General features: G+C 77.4%; 16 protein-coding genes. 8 read left to right on the top strand and 8 right to left on the bottom strand.

All coding sequences use genetic code 11. From position 1 onward, the window contains the following. Positions 1-19: 19 nt before the first annotated feature. Complete coding sequence (locus BM165_RS06275; protein WP_083427119.1) at positions 20-1,663, bottom strand: solute symporter family protein; 1,644 nt, start codon at positions 1,661-1,663, stop codon at positions 20-22. After that, the gene (locus BM165_RS06270) at positions 1,656-2,054 is read right to left on the bottom strand and encodes a DUF485 domain-containing protein (protein ID WP_075012710.1); all 399 of its coding nucleotides are present in this window, start codon (positions 2,052-2,054) and stop codon (positions 1,656-1,658) included. Before BM165_RS06270 ends, BM165_RS06275 begins: the two co-directional genes overlap by 8 nt. A 156-nt stretch (positions 2,055-2,210) precedes the next feature. Here BM165_RS06270 and BM165_RS06265 point away from each other — a divergent pair, with 156 nt between their 5' ends. Continuing rightward, a complete protein-coding gene (locus BM165_RS06265; RefSeq protein WP_075012709.1) occupies positions 2,211-3,461 on the top strand; it encodes a Rieske 2Fe-2S domain-containing protein in 1,251 nt (416 codons plus the stop codon). Between the two features lie 93 nt (positions 3,462-3,554). Here the strand turns inward: BM165_RS06265 and BM165_RS24660 are convergent, their stop codons facing one another. Then, positions 3,555-3,710: a hypothetical protein gene (locus BM165_RS24660; RefSeq protein ID WP_177225128.1), complete on the bottom strand. Its 156-nt coding sequence runs from the start codon at positions 3,708-3,710 to the stop codon at positions 3,555-3,557. Positions 3,711-3,772: 62 nt separating this feature from the next. On the opposite strand from BM165_RS24660, the gene BM165_RS06260 reads away from it, so the two are divergent. Beyond that, a complete protein-coding gene (locus BM165_RS06260) occupies positions 3,773-4,981 on the top strand; it encodes an MBL fold metallo-hydrolase (RefSeq protein ID WP_244274089.1) in 1,209 nt (402 codons plus the stop codon). 30 nt (positions 4,982-5,011) lie between these two features. On the opposite strand, the gene BM165_RS06255 is transcribed toward BM165_RS06260, so the two are convergent. The 3 genes from BM165_RS06255 to BM165_RS06245 form a co-directional block, all read right to left on the bottom strand. Then, positions 5,012-5,866 (bottom strand): Fpg/Nei family DNA glycosylase, encoded by an 855-nt coding sequence (locus BM165_RS06255; RefSeq protein ID WP_075012707.1) that lies wholly within the window; start codon positions 5,864-5,866, stop codon positions 5,012-5,014. Positions 5,867-5,984: 118 nt separating this feature from the next. Continuing rightward, entirely contained in the window at positions 5,985-7,496 is a 1,512-nt protein-coding gene (locus BM165_RS06250) for an NAD-dependent malic enzyme (RefSeq protein ID WP_244274088.1), read from the bottom strand. Between the two features lie 63 nt (positions 7,497-7,559). Then, positions 7,560-7,937 (bottom strand): hypothetical protein, encoded by a 378-nt coding sequence (locus tag BM165_RS06245; protein WP_143108055.1) that lies wholly within the window; start codon positions 7,935-7,937, stop codon positions 7,560-7,562. Positions 7,938-8,070: 133 nt separating this feature from the next. Between BM165_RS06245 and BM165_RS06240 the strand changes: the two genes are divergently transcribed. Together BM165_RS06240 and BM165_RS06235 are read left to right on the top strand one after the other, a co-directional pair. Then, positions 8,071-8,964, top strand: coding sequence for a CPBP family intramembrane glutamic endopeptidase (locus BM165_RS06240; RefSeq protein ID WP_075012705.1), 894 nt, complete (start codon positions 8,071-8,073; stop codon positions 8,962-8,964). 38 nt (positions 8,965-9,002) lie between these two features. Beyond that, positions 9,003-12,209, top strand: coding sequence for an ATP-binding protein (locus tag BM165_RS06235; protein WP_177225127.1), 3,207 nt, complete (start codon positions 9,003-9,005; stop codon positions 12,207-12,209). 48 nt (positions 12,210-12,257) lie between these two features. On the opposite strand, the gene BM165_RS06230 is transcribed toward BM165_RS06235, so the two are convergent. Then, positions 12,258-12,695 carry an SRPBCC domain-containing protein gene (locus tag BM165_RS06230; protein WP_075012703.1) on the bottom strand — a complete coding sequence of 146 codons (438 nt, stop codon included), beginning with the start codon at positions 12,693-12,695 and terminating at the stop codon, positions 12,258-12,260. A 35-nt stretch (positions 12,696-12,730) separates the two neighbouring features. After that, the gene (locus BM165_RS06225; protein ID WP_075012702.1) at positions 12,731-13,192 is read right to left on the bottom strand and encodes a DUF309 domain-containing protein; all 462 of its coding nucleotides are present in this window, start codon (positions 13,190-13,192) and stop codon (positions 12,731-12,733) included. A gap of 111 nt (positions 13,193-13,303) precedes the next feature. Here BM165_RS06225 and BM165_RS06220 point away from each other — a divergent pair, with 111 nt between their 5' ends. The 4 genes from BM165_RS06220 (at position 13,304) to BM165_RS06205 (ending at position 16,262) form a co-directional block, all read left to right on the top strand. After that, positions 13,304-14,128, top strand: a complete 825-nt coding sequence (locus BM165_RS06220; RefSeq protein WP_075012701.1) for a DUF4397 domain-containing protein — start codon at positions 13,304-13,306, stop codon at positions 14,126-14,128. A 25-nt stretch (positions 14,129-14,153) separates the two neighbouring features. Continuing rightward, complete coding sequence (locus BM165_RS06215; protein WP_075012700.1) at positions 14,154-14,831, top strand: class F sortase; 678 nt, start codon at positions 14,154-14,156, stop codon at positions 14,829-14,831. Positions 14,832-14,902: 71 nt separating this feature from the next. After that, the gene (locus tag BM165_RS06210; RefSeq protein ID WP_244274087.1) at positions 14,903-15,481 is read left to right on the top strand and encodes an RNA polymerase sigma factor; all 579 of its coding nucleotides are present in this window, start codon (positions 14,903-14,905) and stop codon (positions 15,479-15,481) included. Next, positions 15,462-16,262, top strand: a complete 801-nt coding sequence (locus tag BM165_RS06205) for an anti-sigma factor (RefSeq protein ID WP_075012698.1) — start codon at positions 15,462-15,464, stop codon at positions 16,260-16,262. Before BM165_RS06210 ends, BM165_RS06205 begins: the two co-directional genes overlap by 20 nt. Positions 16,263-16,264: the final 2 nt, after the last annotated feature.

The raw sequence follows: 16,264 nt of genomic DNA, 5'->3' as shown, positions 1-16,264 counted from the left end.
CGGGAGGGAGCGGGGCCCCTCAGTGCTGGACGGCCTTCTCCGCCCCGATCCCGGTGAGGGAGCGCACCTCGAGCTCGGCGTTCTTGTCGAGGTCGGGCTTCTCCTTCGACAGCACCGTGCCGAGCCACCCCAGGAAGAACGACAGCGGGATGGACACCAGGCCCGGGTTGTTGAGCGGGAACCAGGAGAAGTCCACGTCCTGGAACAGCGACGGGGACAGCCCGGTGGCCGGGTTGACCGGGGCACCGGACACGACCGGCGAGAAGATGATCAGCACGAGGCAGGTGATCAGCCCGCCGTACATCGACCACAGCGCGCCCTGGGTGGTGAACCGCTTCCAGAACAGCGTGTAGAGGATGGTCGGCAGGTTCGCCGAGGCGGCCACCGCGAACGCCAGCGCCACGAGGAAGGCGATGTTCAGCCCGGCCTGCAGCGCCAGGATGCCCAGGCCGATCGAGATGGCGCCGATGACGACGGCGGTGATGCGGGCGACCCGCACCTCACCGTTCGGCGACACCTGCCCCTTCTTGATCACCGACGCGTAGACGTCGTGGGCGAAGGAGGCCGACGCGGTGATCGTCAGGCCGGCGACCACGGCGAGGATCGTCGCGAACGCGACACCGGCGATGATCCCGAGCAGCACCGTGCCGCCCAGCTCGAAGGCGAGCAGCGGCGCGGCCGAGTTCACCGCGCCCGGTGCCCCGAGGATCGTCTCCGGGCCGACGAGCGCGCCGGCGCCGTAGCCGATCACCAGGCTGAACAGGTAGAAGACGCCGATCAGCCAGATCGCCCAGACCACCGAGCGACGGGCGTCCTTCGCCGTCGGCACCGTGTAGAAGCGCATGAGCACGTGCGGCAGGCCGGCCGTGCCGAGCACCAGCGCCAGACCCAGCGAGACGAAGTCGAGCTTCGAGGTGCTCGAGGCGCCGTACTGCGCACCCGGCGCGGTGACGTCGCGGCCCTCGACCGCCAGCGCCTGCGCGTCACCGAGCAGCGCCGACAGGTTGAAGCCGAACTTCGTCAGCACCCACAGGGTCATCACCAGCGCGCCGGCGATGAGCAGCGTGGCCTTGATGATCTGCACGTACGTGGTGCCGCGCATGCCGCCGACCAGCACGTAGATGATCATCAGCGCGCCGACCAGGACCACGACGAGCGCCTGTGCGGCCTCACCGGTGACCCCGAGCAGCAGGGTGACCAGGCCGCCGGCGCCGGCCATCTGGGCCAGCAGGTAGAACAGCGACACCGCCAGCGTGGAGATGGCCGCGGCGGTGCGCACCGGCCCCTGCCGCATCCGGAAGGCCAGGACGTCGGCCATCGTGTACCGCGCGGTGTTGCGCATCAGCTCGGCGACCAGGAGCAGCGCCACCAGCCAGGCGACGAGGAAGCCGATCGAGTACAGGAAGCCGTCGTAGCCGTAGACGGCGATGGCGCCGGCGATGCCGAGGAACGACGCCGCCGAGAGGTAGTCCCCGGCGATGGCCAGGCCGTTCTGCGTGCCGCTGATGTTGCGGCCCGCAGCGTAGTAGTCGGCGGCGCTCGCGTTGTTCCGGCTGGCCCGGAAGGTGATGACCAGCGTGACCAGGACGAACACGCCGAAGATGCTGATGTTGACGGCCGGGCTGCCGATCGTGGCGTCGGCGGCGAGCAGGGTGTCAGGCACGCGTGGCCCCCTTCTTGCCGAGGTCGGGACCGCTCTGGCCGGCGCCGCGGGCGTACTGGTGGCTCTCGAGCCGCTCGCGCATCTCGTCGGCGATCGGGTCGGTGCGCCGGTTGGCGTGTGCGACGTAGAGGTGGGTGATCACGAACGTCGACACGAACTGGGCCAGCCCCAGCAGGATGCCGAGGTTGACGTTGCCGAACACCCGGGTGGACATGAAGTCCGTCGCGTAGGTCGACAGCAAGACGTAGAGCAGGTACCAGGCCAGGAAGGCCACCGTCATGGGGAACGCGAAGCGCCGGAAGCGGCGTCGCAGCTCGGTGAACTCCGGCGAGTCCTGGGCCTGCCGGTACTCCTCCGGCGTCAGCAACCGCCGTTCGGCGGGATCGGTCACGGGTGGGCTCCCTCGGTCAGCGGAACTGGGACGGTCTGTGACGGCGCTCACCATAGGTGGTGCTCAGCCGGGTGGCGAACGACCGGTACGGAGCCGTGACCTGAGCTTCTGCCGGCCGTAACGCCGCGGGAACCGGCGGGCGGTGCACTCGGGTGCATGAGCGGAACGGCGTGGACGGCGACCGCGCGGTCGACGGGCTGGTTCCCGGTGGCACCCGCGGGCCGGGTCGGGACGACGCCGGTGCCGGTGGGCGCCGGCGGGCGGGCCTGGGTCGTCGTCCGGCTGCGGCCCGGTGGCGAGGTGAGCGCGTTCCCCGCCCGCTGCCCGCACCGGCTGGTCCCGCTGGCGGCGGCGACGGTCGTGGACGGCCGGTTGCAGTGTCCGTACCACGGGTGGCGCTTCGACCCCGAGGGCCGCTGCGTCGACCTCCCCTCCCTCGGGCCCGACGGCACCGCGCCGCCGCGGGCGGACCTGGCGGTGCCGTGGGCGGTGGAGGAGCGGCACGGCTGGGTCTGGCTGGCCCCCGAGCGCACCCCCGTCGCCGTGCCGCCGGCGCCGTCGTCCCGCCCGGTCCCCGAGCCGGTCCCGGCACCCCTGCCGCCGTCGGGTCCGGTGCTCGGCAACCTCGACCCCGCGCTGGAGCACGCTTGGCACCCCGTCGCGCTCACCCGCGAGCTGCGGCCCGGCGGCTGGCTGCAGGTGCGGCTGCTCGGGCGGACGTGGACGCTGCACCGCGGCGACGGCGGCCTGTCGGCCGACCCGCCGGCGTGGGGGGTGCGCGAGCGCCTCGGCGTCGTGTGGCTGGCGCCGGCGCAGCCCCGCGACGTCGCGCTCGAGGTGCCCGAGGACGGCAACCGGCGCTTCGTGCGGCGCTGGCTGCCCTCGGTGCGCGCGGCGGGTCCGGCCGGGCCGCTGGCCGACCTGCTCCTCGACGCCGCGCACGCCCCGTTCGTGCACCCGGCGGCGGGCGACGACGCGGGAGAGGTGCCGGCCGCCGACGTCACCCTCGAGCCCGGCGGGTTCACCGCCGCGCGCCGGCTGCCGGGGGGCCGGCGCGCCACCGCCGTCGTCCGGGTCCCGTTCCAGCTGCGCCTGCGGGTCGACGACCCCGGTCCGGGCGCGGCGACGCCGCGGCTGGTCCTGCTGCAGCCGGAGGACGCCGACTCCACCCGCGTCCACACCTGCCTGTTCCTCGCCGCCCCGCCCGGGCGGCCGCTGCCCGCACCGGGCGACGTCGCCGCGGAGGCCGCGCGGGAGGAGCAGGTGCTCGCCGAGGACCTCGCCCTGGCGGCGGAGCTGGCCGGTGCGGGCCTGCCCCTGGCGCTGCGCGACGAGCTGCACGTACCCGCCGACCGGCCCGGTGTGGCGCTGCGCCGCGCGCTGGCCGACTTCACCGCCGCCCGCTGACGGGACGCGCACGATCAGGTGACCTGATCGTGCTGCGTCCTGGCTCGGCGCGGACGGTGAGCCAGGACGCACGGCGGTGAGCCAGGACGCGGGTCAGTCGGCGGTCCACTCCTCCCCGCACGACGCACAGCGGGTCGGCGGGTCCTCGTCGGCGACCCGGCCGCACGCCGGGCACACCCGGTGCAGCCAGCAGGCGGGGTCGCCGCCGTCGTCCGGTACGGGGTGGCGGTCCGCGGTGGTGCGCTCCACGCGGCGATGGTCCCCCTCACACCCGCGGCCGGCACCCGCGGGCGGCTGGGATGCTTGAGGGCGTGCCATCGCCCACCTCCCGCCGTCGCCGGCTCTCCCTGACCGCCGCCGTCCTCGCCCTGCCCGCCGGGTTCCTCGCCCGCGCCGCCTGGGGCCTGCCGACGGCGATCGGCGCCGGACGCCGCGAGATCCGCCCGACCGTGGCCGGCTCGCCGCAGTGGTCGGACGGGCGCTTCCACAACACGCTGCCCACGCCGTCGCTGCCGCCGCCCAACGCCCGCCGCGGCCTGCTGCGGCAGTGGCACGACGACCGGCACGTGGGCCTGCCCGCGCGCCCGGTGCCGCTGGTCCGGCCCGAGATCCCGGCCGAGGCCGGTGACCTCGCCGTCACCTGGTTCGGGCACTCGAGTGCGCTGCTGGAGGTCGACGGCACCCGGGTGCTCGTCGACCCGGTCTGGGGGCACCGCGTCTCGCCGTCGCCGGTGTTCGGGCCGACCCGGCTGCACGAGCCGCCGGCGCCGGTGGAGACCCTGCCGCGGGTCGACGCGATCCTCGTCTCGCACGACCACTACGACCACCTCGACCTGCCCACCGTGCGGGCGCTGGTGGAGCTGCAGGACGCACCCTTCGTCGTCCCGCTGGGCGTGGGCGTGCACCTGCGCCACTGGGGCGTGCCCGAGGACCGCGTGGTCGAGCTGGACTGGGACGGCGCGACGACGGTCGGCGACCTCACGATCACCTGCACCGAGGCCCGGCACTTCTCCGGCCGTTACTTCACCCGCGACACCACGCTGTGGTCCTCGTGGGTGGTCGCCGGCCCCCGGCACCGCGTCTTCTTCGGCGGCGACACCGGCTACACGCCCGCCTTCGCCGGCATCGGTGCGCGGCTGGGCCCCTTCGACCTCACGCTGGTGCCCATCGGCGCCTACAACGAGGCCTGGGCGCACATCCACATGGACCCCGAGGAGGCGGTGCGCGCGCACGGCGACCTCGGCGGCCGGGTGCTGCTGCCGGTGCACTGGGCGACGTTCAACCTGGCCTTCCACCGGTGGGCCGAGCCGGTGCAGCGGCTGCTCGTCGCCGCCGCCCGCTCGGGCGTGCAGGTGCTCGTCCCGCGGCCGGGGCAGCGGGTCGACGTCCTGGCCCCGCCGCCGCTGGAGGACTGGTGGTCCGACGTCGGCACCGCCGGCTCCGGGGCCGACGACGCCGGCGCGGGCAGCGCCGTGCTCACCCGGGTGCTCTCCCGGCTGTCCTCGCTGCGGGCCGGCTGACCGCGCAGGCGCTGGGCCGGCCGGCGCTCTTCAGCGCAGCAGCTTGCTCATCCGCCGGTCGGCCAGCGGCTTGCCGCCGGTCTGGCAGGTGGGGCAGTACTGCAGCGAGGTGTCGGCGAAGCTGACCTCGCGGACGGTGTCGCCGCAGACCGGGCACGGCAGGCCGGTCCGGGCGTGCACACGCAGCCCCGAGCGCTTCTCCCCCTTGAGCGTGGCCGCCTTCTGCCCGACCTGGCGCCCGAGGGCGTCGCCGAGCGTGGCCCGCATCGCGTCGGAGAGCCGGACCACCTCGTCGTCGGTGAGCCGGTCGGCCATCTTGAACGGCGAGAGCCGGGCGGCGTGCAGGATCTCGTCGGAGTAGGCGTTGCCGATGCCGGCCAGCAGCGTCTGGTCGGTCAGGGCCCCCTTGAGCTGCCCGGACCGGCCGGCCAGCAGCCGGGCCAGCGTGTCGCGGTCGACCTCGAGCGCGTCGGGGCCCAGCCGGGCGACGCCGGGGACCTCCGACGCCGAGCGGACGACGTACACCGCCAGGCCCTTGCGGGTGCCCTGCTCGGTGAGGTCGAACCCGTTCCCGTCATCGAGGTGGACCCGCAGCGCCAGCGGCCCCTTCCCCGGCTTGGGCGGGGCGTCGGGGAGGCCGGTGCGCCAGTGCAGCCACCCGGCGCGGGCCAGGTGCACGACCAGGTGCAGGCCCGAGACGTCGAGGTCGAGGAACTTGCCGTGCCGCGCCGCGCCGGTCACCTCCAGGCCGGCCAGCGCCGACAGCGGCGGGTCGAACGTCTTCAGCGCCTGCAGGCCGGTCAGGTCGGCGCGCGCGACCACCCGGCCGACGGCGTTCTCGCGGAGGAACGCCGCCAGGGCCTCCACCTCGGGCAACTCGGGCACCCGGCCATGATCCCCGGCCCGCACCCCCGGCGCCGCCCCCGGACGTGTGCACTTCCGCGGAAGTGCTCACCGCACATCGCCCACGTGGACGGTGCACTTCCGCGGAAGTGCACAGACTTCACAGGGCGGTGAGGGACTCCACCCCGCTCACCTCGGCGGTCGCGCCGGGCTCGGTGCGGGCCTGGTCGGCCACCGCGGCCGCGACGGCCGGCGTGACCGCCGGGTCGAAGACGCTGGGGATGATGTAGTTGGCGTTGAGCTGGTCGTCGCGCACGATCGCCGCCAGCGCGTCGGCCGCGGCCAGCAGCATGCCGTCGCTGATCTCCGTCGCCCGGGCGTCGAGGAGGCCGCGGAAGACGCCGGGGAAGGCCAGCACGTTGTTGATCTGGTTGGGCAGGTCCGACCGCCCCGAGGCGACGACGACGGCGTGCTGCCGCGCGCGGACGGGGTCGACCTCCGGGGTCGGGTTGGCCATCGGGAACACCACGGCGCCCTCGGCCATCCGGGTCAGCGCCTCGACCGGCAGCACGTTGCCCGCGCTCACCCCGATGAAGACGTCGGCGCCGTCGAGCGCGTCGGGCAGCTCGCCGCGCACCTTCCCGGTGTTGGTGCGCTCGGCCAGGGCCCGCTTCGCGGGGGTCAGCCGGTCGTCGTCGGGCGAGAGGATGCCCTCCCGGTCCCACACCAGCACGTGCTGCGCGCCGGCCTCCAGCAGCAGGTGCACGATCGCCGTCCCGGCGGCACCCGCCCCGGCGACGACGATCCGCACGTCGGGCAGGCTCTTGTCCACCACGCGCAGCGCATTGCGCAGCGCCGCGAGCGCGACGATCGCCGTCCCGTGCTGGTCGTCGTGGAAGACCGGGATGTCGAGCTTGTCGCGCAGCCGCTTCTCGATCTCGAAGCAGCGGGGGGCCGCGATGTCCTCGAGGTTGATGCCGCCGAAGCCGGGGGCGATGAGCTCGACGGTGCGCACGATCTCGTCGACGTCCTGGGTGTCGAGGCAGATCGGCCACGCGTCGATGTCGGCGAACCGCTTGAACAGCGCCGCCTTGCCCTCCATCACCGGCATGGCCGCGCCCGGCCCGAGGTCGCCGAGGCCGAGGACGGCCGACCCGTCGGTGACGACGGCGACGGTGTTGCCCTTGATGGTCAGCCGCCGCACGTCCTCGGGGTGCTCGGCCAGCGCCAGGCAGACCCGCGCCACGCCGGGGGTGTAGGCCATCGACAGGTCGTCGCGGGTGCGCAGCGGGACCTTCGAGGCCACCTCCAGCTTGCCGCCGAGGTGCAGCAGGAAGGTGCGGTCGCTGACCTTGCGCACGGTCACCCCGGGGACGGCGCGCAGCGCGGCGACCATCTCCTCGGAGTGCGCGGCGTCGGCGGCCGAGCAGGTGACGTCGACGGTCAGCCCGTCCGACCGCGACTCGACCACGTCGATGGCCGTCACCGCCCCGCCGGCGGTCCCCACCGCGGTGGCGATCCGCCCGATCGAGGCCGGGTCGCCGTCGGCGGTGAGCCGGACGGTGATGGAGTACGACGCCGAGGTCACCGGCCCCCGCGGGGCGGTGACCGGGTCGCCCGGCGAGCTGTCGCCGGAGCCGGTGGCGGGAGCGGTGTCGGTGTCGGTGCTCACGGGGACCATCGTGGCACCCGCGCACCGGGCCGGACGGTTGCGGTCACAGTGGTCACGGGCCGCTCAGCGCAGCGGCTCCAGCACCACCTCGAGGCCGCCGTCGGCCGCGGCGGCGACCAGGGCGGCGCCGTCCAGGGGCGGGGGGCCGAGCAGCGCGGCCAGCGTCCGCTCGGGGCCGGAGGGGGCGCCGACGGCGACCACGCGCGCCGGCTCTCCCCCGCCGGCCACCGACCACGGCACGCCCCGCGGGCAGACGACGACCGATCCGGCCGGACACCGGCCCGGGGGCTCGGCCCCGACGCCCAGGCACGGGTCGCCCGCGAGCACGACCAGCACGAGGTCGGCCCGGCGGGCCACGTAGCGGTGCGGCGGCGTGCCCGCCGGCAGGGACAGCACCTGCGCACCGGGGCGGCCGGGGAGGACGGCGTCGAGCGGCTCCATGCCCCGCACGGTGCGCCCGCGCGCTGGTGGCCGGCTGGCGGACCGCCGACCAGCGGCGGACCAGCGCCCGACCAGGCAGGGGACGGACCGTCCGTGCCGTCGCAGACCCCGTCCGGATCCGGAGCCGCCCGCCATGACCGCCACCCCGTCCCTGTCCGCCCCCGCGCCGGCCGCGCCCGCGGCCCGCCCGTCGCCGTGGCGGGAGATCGGCGTCTTCCTCGCCACGGTCGCCGGCCTGCTCACGGTGACCACGTCGGTCGCCGCGGCCGCCGGCGCCGACGTCACCCGGGTCGACCAGGCCCCGCCGCTGGTCCAGGCGCTGCTGTTCGGCCAGGCGCTCATCCCGCTGCTGGCCGCCGTCGTCGCCCGCCTGGTCACCGCCCGGACCCTGCGCCGGCCCGGCTGGGGCTTCCGCCGCCCGTCCTGGCGCAGCCTCGGCACCGCCTGGCTCTGGGCCCTGCTGCCCACCCTCGCGGCCGCCGGGCTGCTGTGGGCCACCGGTCTGGCCGGCTTCGCCGGCGGCGGGCTGACGCCGACGGTCGCGCTCGGCCTGACCGTGCTCGTGCTGCCCTACGTCGTGCTCGCCCTCGCCGAGGACGTCGGCTGGCGGGGCCTGCTCGTGCAGCGGCTGGCCGAGGTCGCCGGGCCGCGGGCCGTCGTGCTGGTCAGCGGGCTGGCCTGGGCGCTGTTCCACTGGCCGCTGGTGCTCTTCCTGGGCGGTGCGCCCGCGGGCGTCCCGGTCTGGTTCGCCCTCGCCTGCCTGACGCTGGGCAGCACGTCGCTGGGCGCGGTGCTCGCCTCCATGCAGCTGCGCTGGGGCATCTGGCCGGGCGTGCTGGCCCACGCGGTGCTCAACGCGCTGCTCTACCACGTGCTCGCGCCGCTGACCGCCGACTCCGGCCCCACCGAGTGGCTGTCCACCGAGACCGGCGCCATGGGCGCGGTCACCCTGCTGCTGGCGGCGCTCGCCTGGTGGCGGGTCGCCCCGCTCGTCCGCACGCCGGCCGGCGGCACGGCCGCGCGCTGACACCCCAGGACGCGGCCGACCGCCTACCCTCCGTCGCCGTGGACCTGCGGCTGGACGTCCTCGGGCCGACGCGGCTGATCCGCGACGGCACCGAGCTGGACCTCGGCGGGCGCCGGCCCGCCGAGGTCCTGGCGCTGCTCGCGGCCGCCGAGGGGCGGGCGGTGCCGGCGGCGGCGCTCGCCGACCGGCTGTGGCGCGGCGCCCCGCCCGCCACGGCGACGACGACGCTGCAGGGACACGTCAGCCGGCTGCGGCGGCTGGTCGACCCCGGCCGCACCGCCCGCGACGCCGCGGTGCTGGTGACCCGCGGCGACGGGTACGCCCTCGTCCTGCCCCGCGCCGCCGTCGACGCGCACGCCTTCGCCGACCTGGTGACCGCCGGCACCGCCGGGGACGACCGGGAGGCCGCACGGGTCCTCCCCGAGGCGCTGGCCCGCTGGCAGGACCGGCCCTACGCCGACGTCGCGGACGTCGACGACGTCGTCCCGGTGGTCGCCCGGCTGGAGGAGCTGCGGCGGGTCGCCGTCGAGCGGCTGGCCGAGGCGCGGCTCGCCCTCGGCGCCGGTGCCGAGCTGGTGCCCGACCTGACCGAGGCGGCGGCGGTCGCGCCGCTGCGGGAGCGCACCGCCGGCCTGCTCGCCCGGGCGCTGTACCGGGCCGGCCGCCAGGCCGACGCGCTGGACGTGCTGCGCCGCACCCGCGAGCGGATCGCCGACGAGCTGGGGCTGGACCCCTCCGCCGAGCTGCGCGACCTCGAGGCCGCCGTGCTGCGCCAGGACCCCTCGCTCGGTGCCGCGACGTCCGCACCGGCCGCGCCCGCCCCTGCCCCGGCCGCGCCCGGCGACGGGTTCGTGGGCCGGCCGGCCGAGCTGGCGGCCCTCGCCGGCGCCTGGTCGGCGGCCGCGGCCGGCCGCGGCACCGCCGTCGTGGTGACCGGCGAGCCGGGGATCGGCAAGACGCGGCTGGTCGAGGCGTTCGCCGAGCGTGCCGGCGCCGCGGCGCGCTGGGGCCGCTGCGCCGAGATCGGCGGCGCGCCGCCGTACTGGCCCTGGCAGCAGGTCCTCGGCGGCCTGCCGGAGGCCGCGCTCGGCACCGACACCGGCGCCCGTTTCGCCCTCGGCCTCGACACCGCCCGCCGGCTGCGCGCGCTGGCCGCCGACGAGCCGCTGCTGGTGGTCCTCGACGACCTGCAGTGGGCCGACCGGGACTCGCTGCACGTGCTGGAGGTCGTCCTCTCCCAGCTGCACGGCAGCCGGGTGCTGCTGGCGGTCACCTGCCGCGAGGAGGCCACCGCCGACCCCGTCCTCGGCCGCGTCCTCGGCCTGGCCGCGCGGCTCGCCGGCGCGCGCCGCCTGCGGCTGGGCGGGCTGGCCGCCGGGGAGGTCGCCGACCTGGTGGGCGGGCTGCGCGGCGGGCCCGCGGAGGACGCCGCGGCGCTGACCGCGCGCACCGGCGGCAACCCGTTCTTCGTCACCGAGCTGGCCGCGCTGCCGGCGGCCTCCGGCGAGGCCGTCCCGGCGGGCGTGCGCGACGTCGTCCGCCTCCGGGTGGGCGCGCTGACCGCCGGCGCCCAGGAGGTGCTGGCGACGGCGGCGGTCGCGGGGCGCGAGGTGTCGCTGGCGCTGCTCGGGGCCGCCCTCGGCGGCGGGCACGACGGCGGGGACGCCGGCGGGGTGACCGAGGCACTCCGCACCGCCCTGCTGCTCGAGCCCTCCCCCGGCCGGGTGCGGGTGGCCCACGACCTGGTGCGCGAGGTGCTGCTCGCCGACCTCGGCCCGGTCGCCCGGGCCCGCGCGCACGGCCGGCTCGCCGACGCGCTGGAGGCCGGCGCGGCCGCGGCCACCTCGGCCGGCGCCATCGCCGTCCACCGCAGCGAGGCCGCCGCCGGCGGGCCCGACGAGGCGGCGGCCCGGGCGTGCCTGCGGGCCGCCACGGAGGCACTGGACCGGGCCGGCGTCGACGAGGCGGCAGCCCTGGCCGCGCGCGGGCTCGCGCACGTCCCCGCCGGGTCGGCCGCCCTGGCCACCGACCTGCACCTGGTCCGCGGCGAGGGGCTGCGCCGGCTCGGGCTCCTGGAGGACAGCGGCGCCGCCCTGCGCACCGCCGCCGACCTCGCCCGCGCCGCCGACGACCCCGCCCGCCTCGCGCGCGCCGCCGTCGCCTCGGCCGGCGGAGGGCTCGGGGGCTACTGGGCGTCGGTCGGCGCGCCGGCCGCGACCGACGTCGCCCTGCTCGAGGAGGCCGCCACCCGCACCGGCGCGCTGCCGCCGGGCCTGGCCTCGGCGGTGCTCGCCGCCCTGGCGGTGCAGCGCTCGTCGTCGGGCGAGGCGGGCGGCCGGGAGCTCGCCGACCGCGCCCTCGCCGCCGCCGGGGACTCCCCCGCCGCCCGCCCGCGCGCCCGGGTGGCGCGGTTCGTGGCCGACTGGACGCCGGCCCACGCGCACGCGCGGGTGGAGTTGGCCCGCACGATGCTGCGCGAGTCGGCGGGCGTCCCGGCCGCCGAGGCGACCGCGCTGCACCTGCTGCGCTGCGCCCTCACCGAGACCGTGCAGGTGGAGGAGGCGGCCGCGGTCGGCCGGCGGTTCACCGAGCTGGCCACCCGCCGCGGCGACGGCGACCTGCTGCAGCTGGACGCCTGGTGGTCGGCGGGCCTGGCGCTGGCCCGCGGGGACGCCGACGGGGCCCGCCGGCTGGCCGACGCCGCCGTCGCCGACGCCCCGACCAGCTCACCGGCCGCCGCCGACGTCACCCGGATGTCGCGCCAGACGATCGAGGGCATCGCCGCCTGGCACGAGCACCGGATGCCCGGCCTGGTGCCGGAGGTGGTCGACCTCGCCGCCACCGTCGACCCCGGCTGGCTGGCCGTGCTGGCCCAGGCGCACGCCCAGGCGGGACGGCACGCGCAGGCGCACGCCGCCGTCGAGCGGTGGCTGACGTTCCCCGCGCACGGCGCCCGCGAGCCCGTGCGCGCCGTGCTGCTCGCCGACGTCGCCCTCGAGCTGCGCGACCCCGCCCTGGCCGCCACCGTGCTGCCGGCGCTGCGCTCCTACGGCGACACGGTGGTCGTGCTCTGGGCGGGGACGACGGTGCTCGGGCCCACCGCGCTCTACCGCGGCGGCGTCCTGGGCCTCACCGGGCAGCCGGGTGCGGAGGCCGAGCTGCGGCGGGCGCTGGAGATCTGCGGGCTGTTCGGCTTCGCCCCGTTCGCCGCCCGCGCCCGCGCCCTGCTCGCCGAGTTCTGCTGACCGGGTACTGCTGACCCTGCGCACTTCCGCGGAAGTGCACACGGGCGCTCAACTCGAGCGCTGCGCCGTCCGCTCGGCGCGGGTCCGGAGCCCGGCGCAGAACTGGCGGAACGAGGGGTTCAGGTCCGGCGTCGACCGCTCGGTCACCCACGCCAGCGGGCCGGTCTGGTCCTCGCGGACGGTCAGCACCGTGCCCCCGTCGTCCTGGCGGTCGAGCAGGTAGGTGCGCTCGATGACCGCCAGCCCGAACGGCAGCCCGCCCCGCCAGCGCATGGCCTCCCCGGGCCGCAGCTCGGTGACGGTGACGGTGAACGGCCGGCTGCGGATCATGGTCGCGTACAGGGTCAGCTGCTCCCCCAGCGCGACCCGGCCCTCGACCCGGTCGACGCCGGAGTCCCAGTCCCGCCAGGCACCGACGTCGACCAGGTGCGGCCACACCTCGTCGGGCGCCGCGTCGATGCGCGTGGTCGCCTCGTAGCTCCTCATCGGGTCCCCTTCCGCCGCCCGCAGTCTGCCCGGGGTCAGCCGGGCGGACCAGGGGCGCGCAGGCGGAACGGCCGGTCCGCCCGGAGCGGCCCGGCCGCCCACCCGAGCAGCCCGGTGACGTCGAGGCCGTGCGGCGGCGCCGGCGCGTAGGGCGCGACGTTGCCCGCTCCCCGCGCGACCAGCCGCGCCGCGCCGCCGGCGTTGCCGCGGGCGGCGTGGGTGAGGCCGACGGCGAGCTGCGCCAGGCCGCGCCACAGCTGCCGCTCGGCGTCCGGCGCGGCCTTCCACGCGTCCTCGAGGACCTCGTGGGCGTGGAAGGGCCGGCCGTCGTCGAGCAGCGCCTGCGCCTCGGTGATCGCCTCGTCCGGCGTCCGCGGCACCCCCTCCGGAGCGCGCTCGACGCCCTCGGCCCCGTACGGCAGGGGCCGGCCCAGGGCGTCGCGGGGGCGGGCACTGCGGGCCCGTCCCCCGGCGTCGCGGTCGCGCACGGGGTCCACGGGGACATCCTCCCGCGGGCCCGGTCACCCCGTCAGCCGGTCGACTGCATCCGGACCTGCGCAGACGCCGGAAGGAGAGGTGTCAGCACCCCCAGACACCGGAGGACCCCCGTGACCCGCACCCGCACCCTCGGCATCGCCACCGTCGCCGGAACCGGCGCGCTGCTCGCGCTCGGCGTCGCTCCCGCCTCGGCGGCCGACACCGCCACCGTCTCCGTCCTGCACGCCGTACCGGACCTCCCGGTGGACGTCTACGCCAACGGCGAGCGGCTGATCGACGACTTCCAGCCGGGCACCCTCACCGACCCGCTGCAGCTGCCGGCCGGCTCCTACGACCTGGCGCTGTTCCCGGCCGACGCCGCCGACGGCTCCGGCACGCCGCTGCTGTCGGCGAACGGCGTCGCGGTGCCCGCCGGCGCCGACGCCACCGTGGTCGCGCACCTGACGGCCGAGGGCCAGCCGGCGCTCACCCCGTTCGTCAACGACACCTCCGAGGTCCCCGCGGGCCAGGGCCGCGTCGTCGTCCGGCACACCGCGGCCGCGCCGGGGGTCGACGTCCGCGCCGGCGGCCAGGTGGTCGCGCCGAACCTGACCAACCCGAACGAGGCCGCCCTCGAGGTCCCGGCCGGCACGGTCAGCGCCGACGTCGTCCTCGCCGGCACCTCCACCGTCGCGATCGGCCCGGCCGACCTCGACGTCACCGAGGGCGCGACGACGATCGTCTACGCGTGGGGCTCGCAGGACGCGGGCTACGAGCTGGCCGTCCAGACGATCGGCGGCGGCCACTCGGCGCCGTCCGGCGTCCCCGGCGGCAGCGCGGGCCTCGTCGACTCCGCTGGTGACGACGGCCTGCCGCTGCCGCTGGTCGGTCTGTCCGCGCTCGGCCTGGTCGGCGCCGGCCTGGCCGCCCGCCGGCTCGCCACCACGCGGGTCTGACCCCCGGACCGACAGGAGGACCGACGTGCGACCCGCTGCCGCCGGCGTGGTGCTGGGCGTGGCCCTCGCCGTGGGCGTGCCCACGGCCTGGGCCGTGACCCGGCCGCCGGCGGCGGCGGGCGCGCCCGTCGAGCAGGTGCTCGGTGCCCCCGGGGAGCAGGTGCTCAGTGCCCCTGGGGAACCGTCGGCGCCCGCACCCGCCCCCGCGACCCCGGGCGTGACCGTGCGGGACGCCGCTCCCACCGCCGCACCGCAGGTGGTGGCCCCGGCGCGCGTCGCCGTCCCGGCCCACGGGCTCGACGTCCCCGTCGAGCCCGTGGGCACCCGGCCCGACGGGCAGATGGCCATCCCCGACGACGTCGACCGGGCCGGCTGGTACCGCTTCGGCCCGGTGCCCGGTGCGCCCGGCTCCGCGGTGGTCGCCGGGCACGTCGACGACGTCGAGCAGGGCCTGGGCGCCATGGCGGCGCTGCGGGCGACCGAGCCCGGCGACGAGGTGGTCGTGACCGACGCGGCCGGCACGCTGACCACCTGGCGGGTGGTCTCGCGGGAGTCGCTGGCCAAGCAGGCGCTGCCGCTCGACGCGCTCTTCCGCCGCGACGGCCCGCCCCGGCTGACGCTGGTCACCTGTGGCGGACCGTTCCTCCCCGAGGTGGGCGGCTACCGCGACAACGTCGTCGTCGTGGCGGAGCCGGCGCCGTGACCCATCTCCTGGAGCCCCGTACCGGCCGGTGGTCGCCTAGTGTCGGGCGGGTGACGACGGAGGCTGAGCCAGTGCCTGCCGGCGCGGCCGAGCCCGACGACGACGAGGTCGGCCGCCGGTTCGCCGCGGGCGACGAGCAGGCGCTGGCCTGGGCCTACGAGCGCTACGCCGCCCGGGTGCACGGCATGGCGGTGCGCGCGTTCGGTCCCGGCCCCGACGCCGAGGACGTCACCCAGCAGGTCTTCGTCTCCGCCTGGACCGGGCGGGCGGGCTTCCGCCCCGAGCAGGGACCGCTGCCGGCGTGGCTGACCGGCGTCTGCCGCCACAAGATCGCCGACACCTGGGCCCGGCGGGACAAGCAGCGCCGCGCGACCGAGGCCGCGATCGCCGATGCGCAGGCGGGGCCCGCGCGCGGCTCCGCCCCGGTCGACGCCGCCGTCGCCGACCGCGTGCTGCTGCTCGGCGAGCTGGACCGCCTGGGCCAGCCGCAGCGGGGCATCATCGAGCTGGCCTTCTTCGCCGACCTCACGCACACGCAGATCGCCGAGCGCACCGGCCTGCCGCTGGGGACGGTCAAGAGCCACATCCGGCGCACCCTCGAGCGCCTGCGCGACCGGTTGGAGGTGGACGGTGCCGCACTGCACGCCTGAGGACCTCGGGCTGGCCGCCCTCCGGGAGCCGCTCGACCGCGACTCCGCCGCGCACCTCGCCGGCTGCGCCACCTGCCGGACCGACGTGGCCCGGTTGCGCCGCGCCGTCGACGTGCTCGCCGTCCCCGAGCTGGCCGACCCCGGTCCGCCGGTCGCTCCCCCGCCGGGGCTGTGGGCGGGCATCGCCGGGGCCACCGGCGTCGTCACCGCACCCCGCCCGGACGTCGTCGCCGCGTCGGCCCCGCCGGCCGGCCCGGTGCCCGACGCCCTGCCCGTGCCGATGACCGCCCCGCCCGACGCCAGTGCGCCGGACGCACCGCTCGCCCCCGTGGTGCCGCTCCGGCCGCGCCGGAGCCGGCTGCTGCCCGCCGCCGCGGCGGCGCTGGTCGGGCTCGGCATCGGCGCCGGTGGCGTCCTGCTGACCGACCGCGGCGACGGCGACGGCGGCGTCCCCGTGGCCGCCGCCGCGCTCGACCCCCTGGAGGGCAGCGACGCCTCCGGCAGCGCGGAGGTCGTCGAGCGGGAGGACGGCACGCGGGTGCTGCGCGTCGAGCTGTCCGCCGACGCCCCGGCGGAGGGCTACTACGAGGCGTGGCTGCTCGACGAGTCGGTGTCCGGGCTGATCCCGCTCGGCGTCGTCCGTGCCGGCACCGAGGACTTCGAGCTGCCCGAGGGGCTCGACCTCGGCGAGTACCCCGTGGTCGACGTGTCGGTGGAGCCGCTCGACGGCGACCCGGCGCACTCCGGCGTCTCGGTCGCCCGGGGGCTGCTCGACACCTGAGT

The organism is Geodermatophilus obscurus (genome assembly GCF_900115395.1).
Taxonomy (GTDB): domain Bacteria; phylum Actinomycetota; class Actinomycetes; order Mycobacteriales; family Geodermatophilaceae; genus Geodermatophilus; species Geodermatophilus obscurus_B.
The sequence above is the reverse complement of the archived record's forward strand: the minus strand, read 5'-3'. Positions and strand labels throughout refer to the sequence as shown.

Excerpts from the sequence above, each read along its gene's own strand:
- BM165_RS06265 (WP_075012709.1), top strand. The coding sequence starts at position 2,211 with ATGAGCGGAACGGCGTGGACGGCGACCGCGCGGTCGACGGGCTGGTTC.
- BM165_RS06245 (WP_143108055.1), bottom strand. The coding sequence starts at position 7,937 with ATGGAGCCGCTCGACGCCGTCCTCCCCGGCCGCCCCGGTGCGCAGGTG.
- BM165_RS06240 (WP_075012705.1), top strand. The coding sequence starts at position 8,071 with ATGACCGCCACCCCGTCCCTGTCCGCCCCCGCGCCGGCCGCGCCCGCG.
- BM165_RS06230 (WP_075012703.1), bottom strand. The coding sequence starts at position 12,695 with ATGAGGAGCTACGAGGCGACCACGCGCATCGACGCGGCGCCCGACGAG.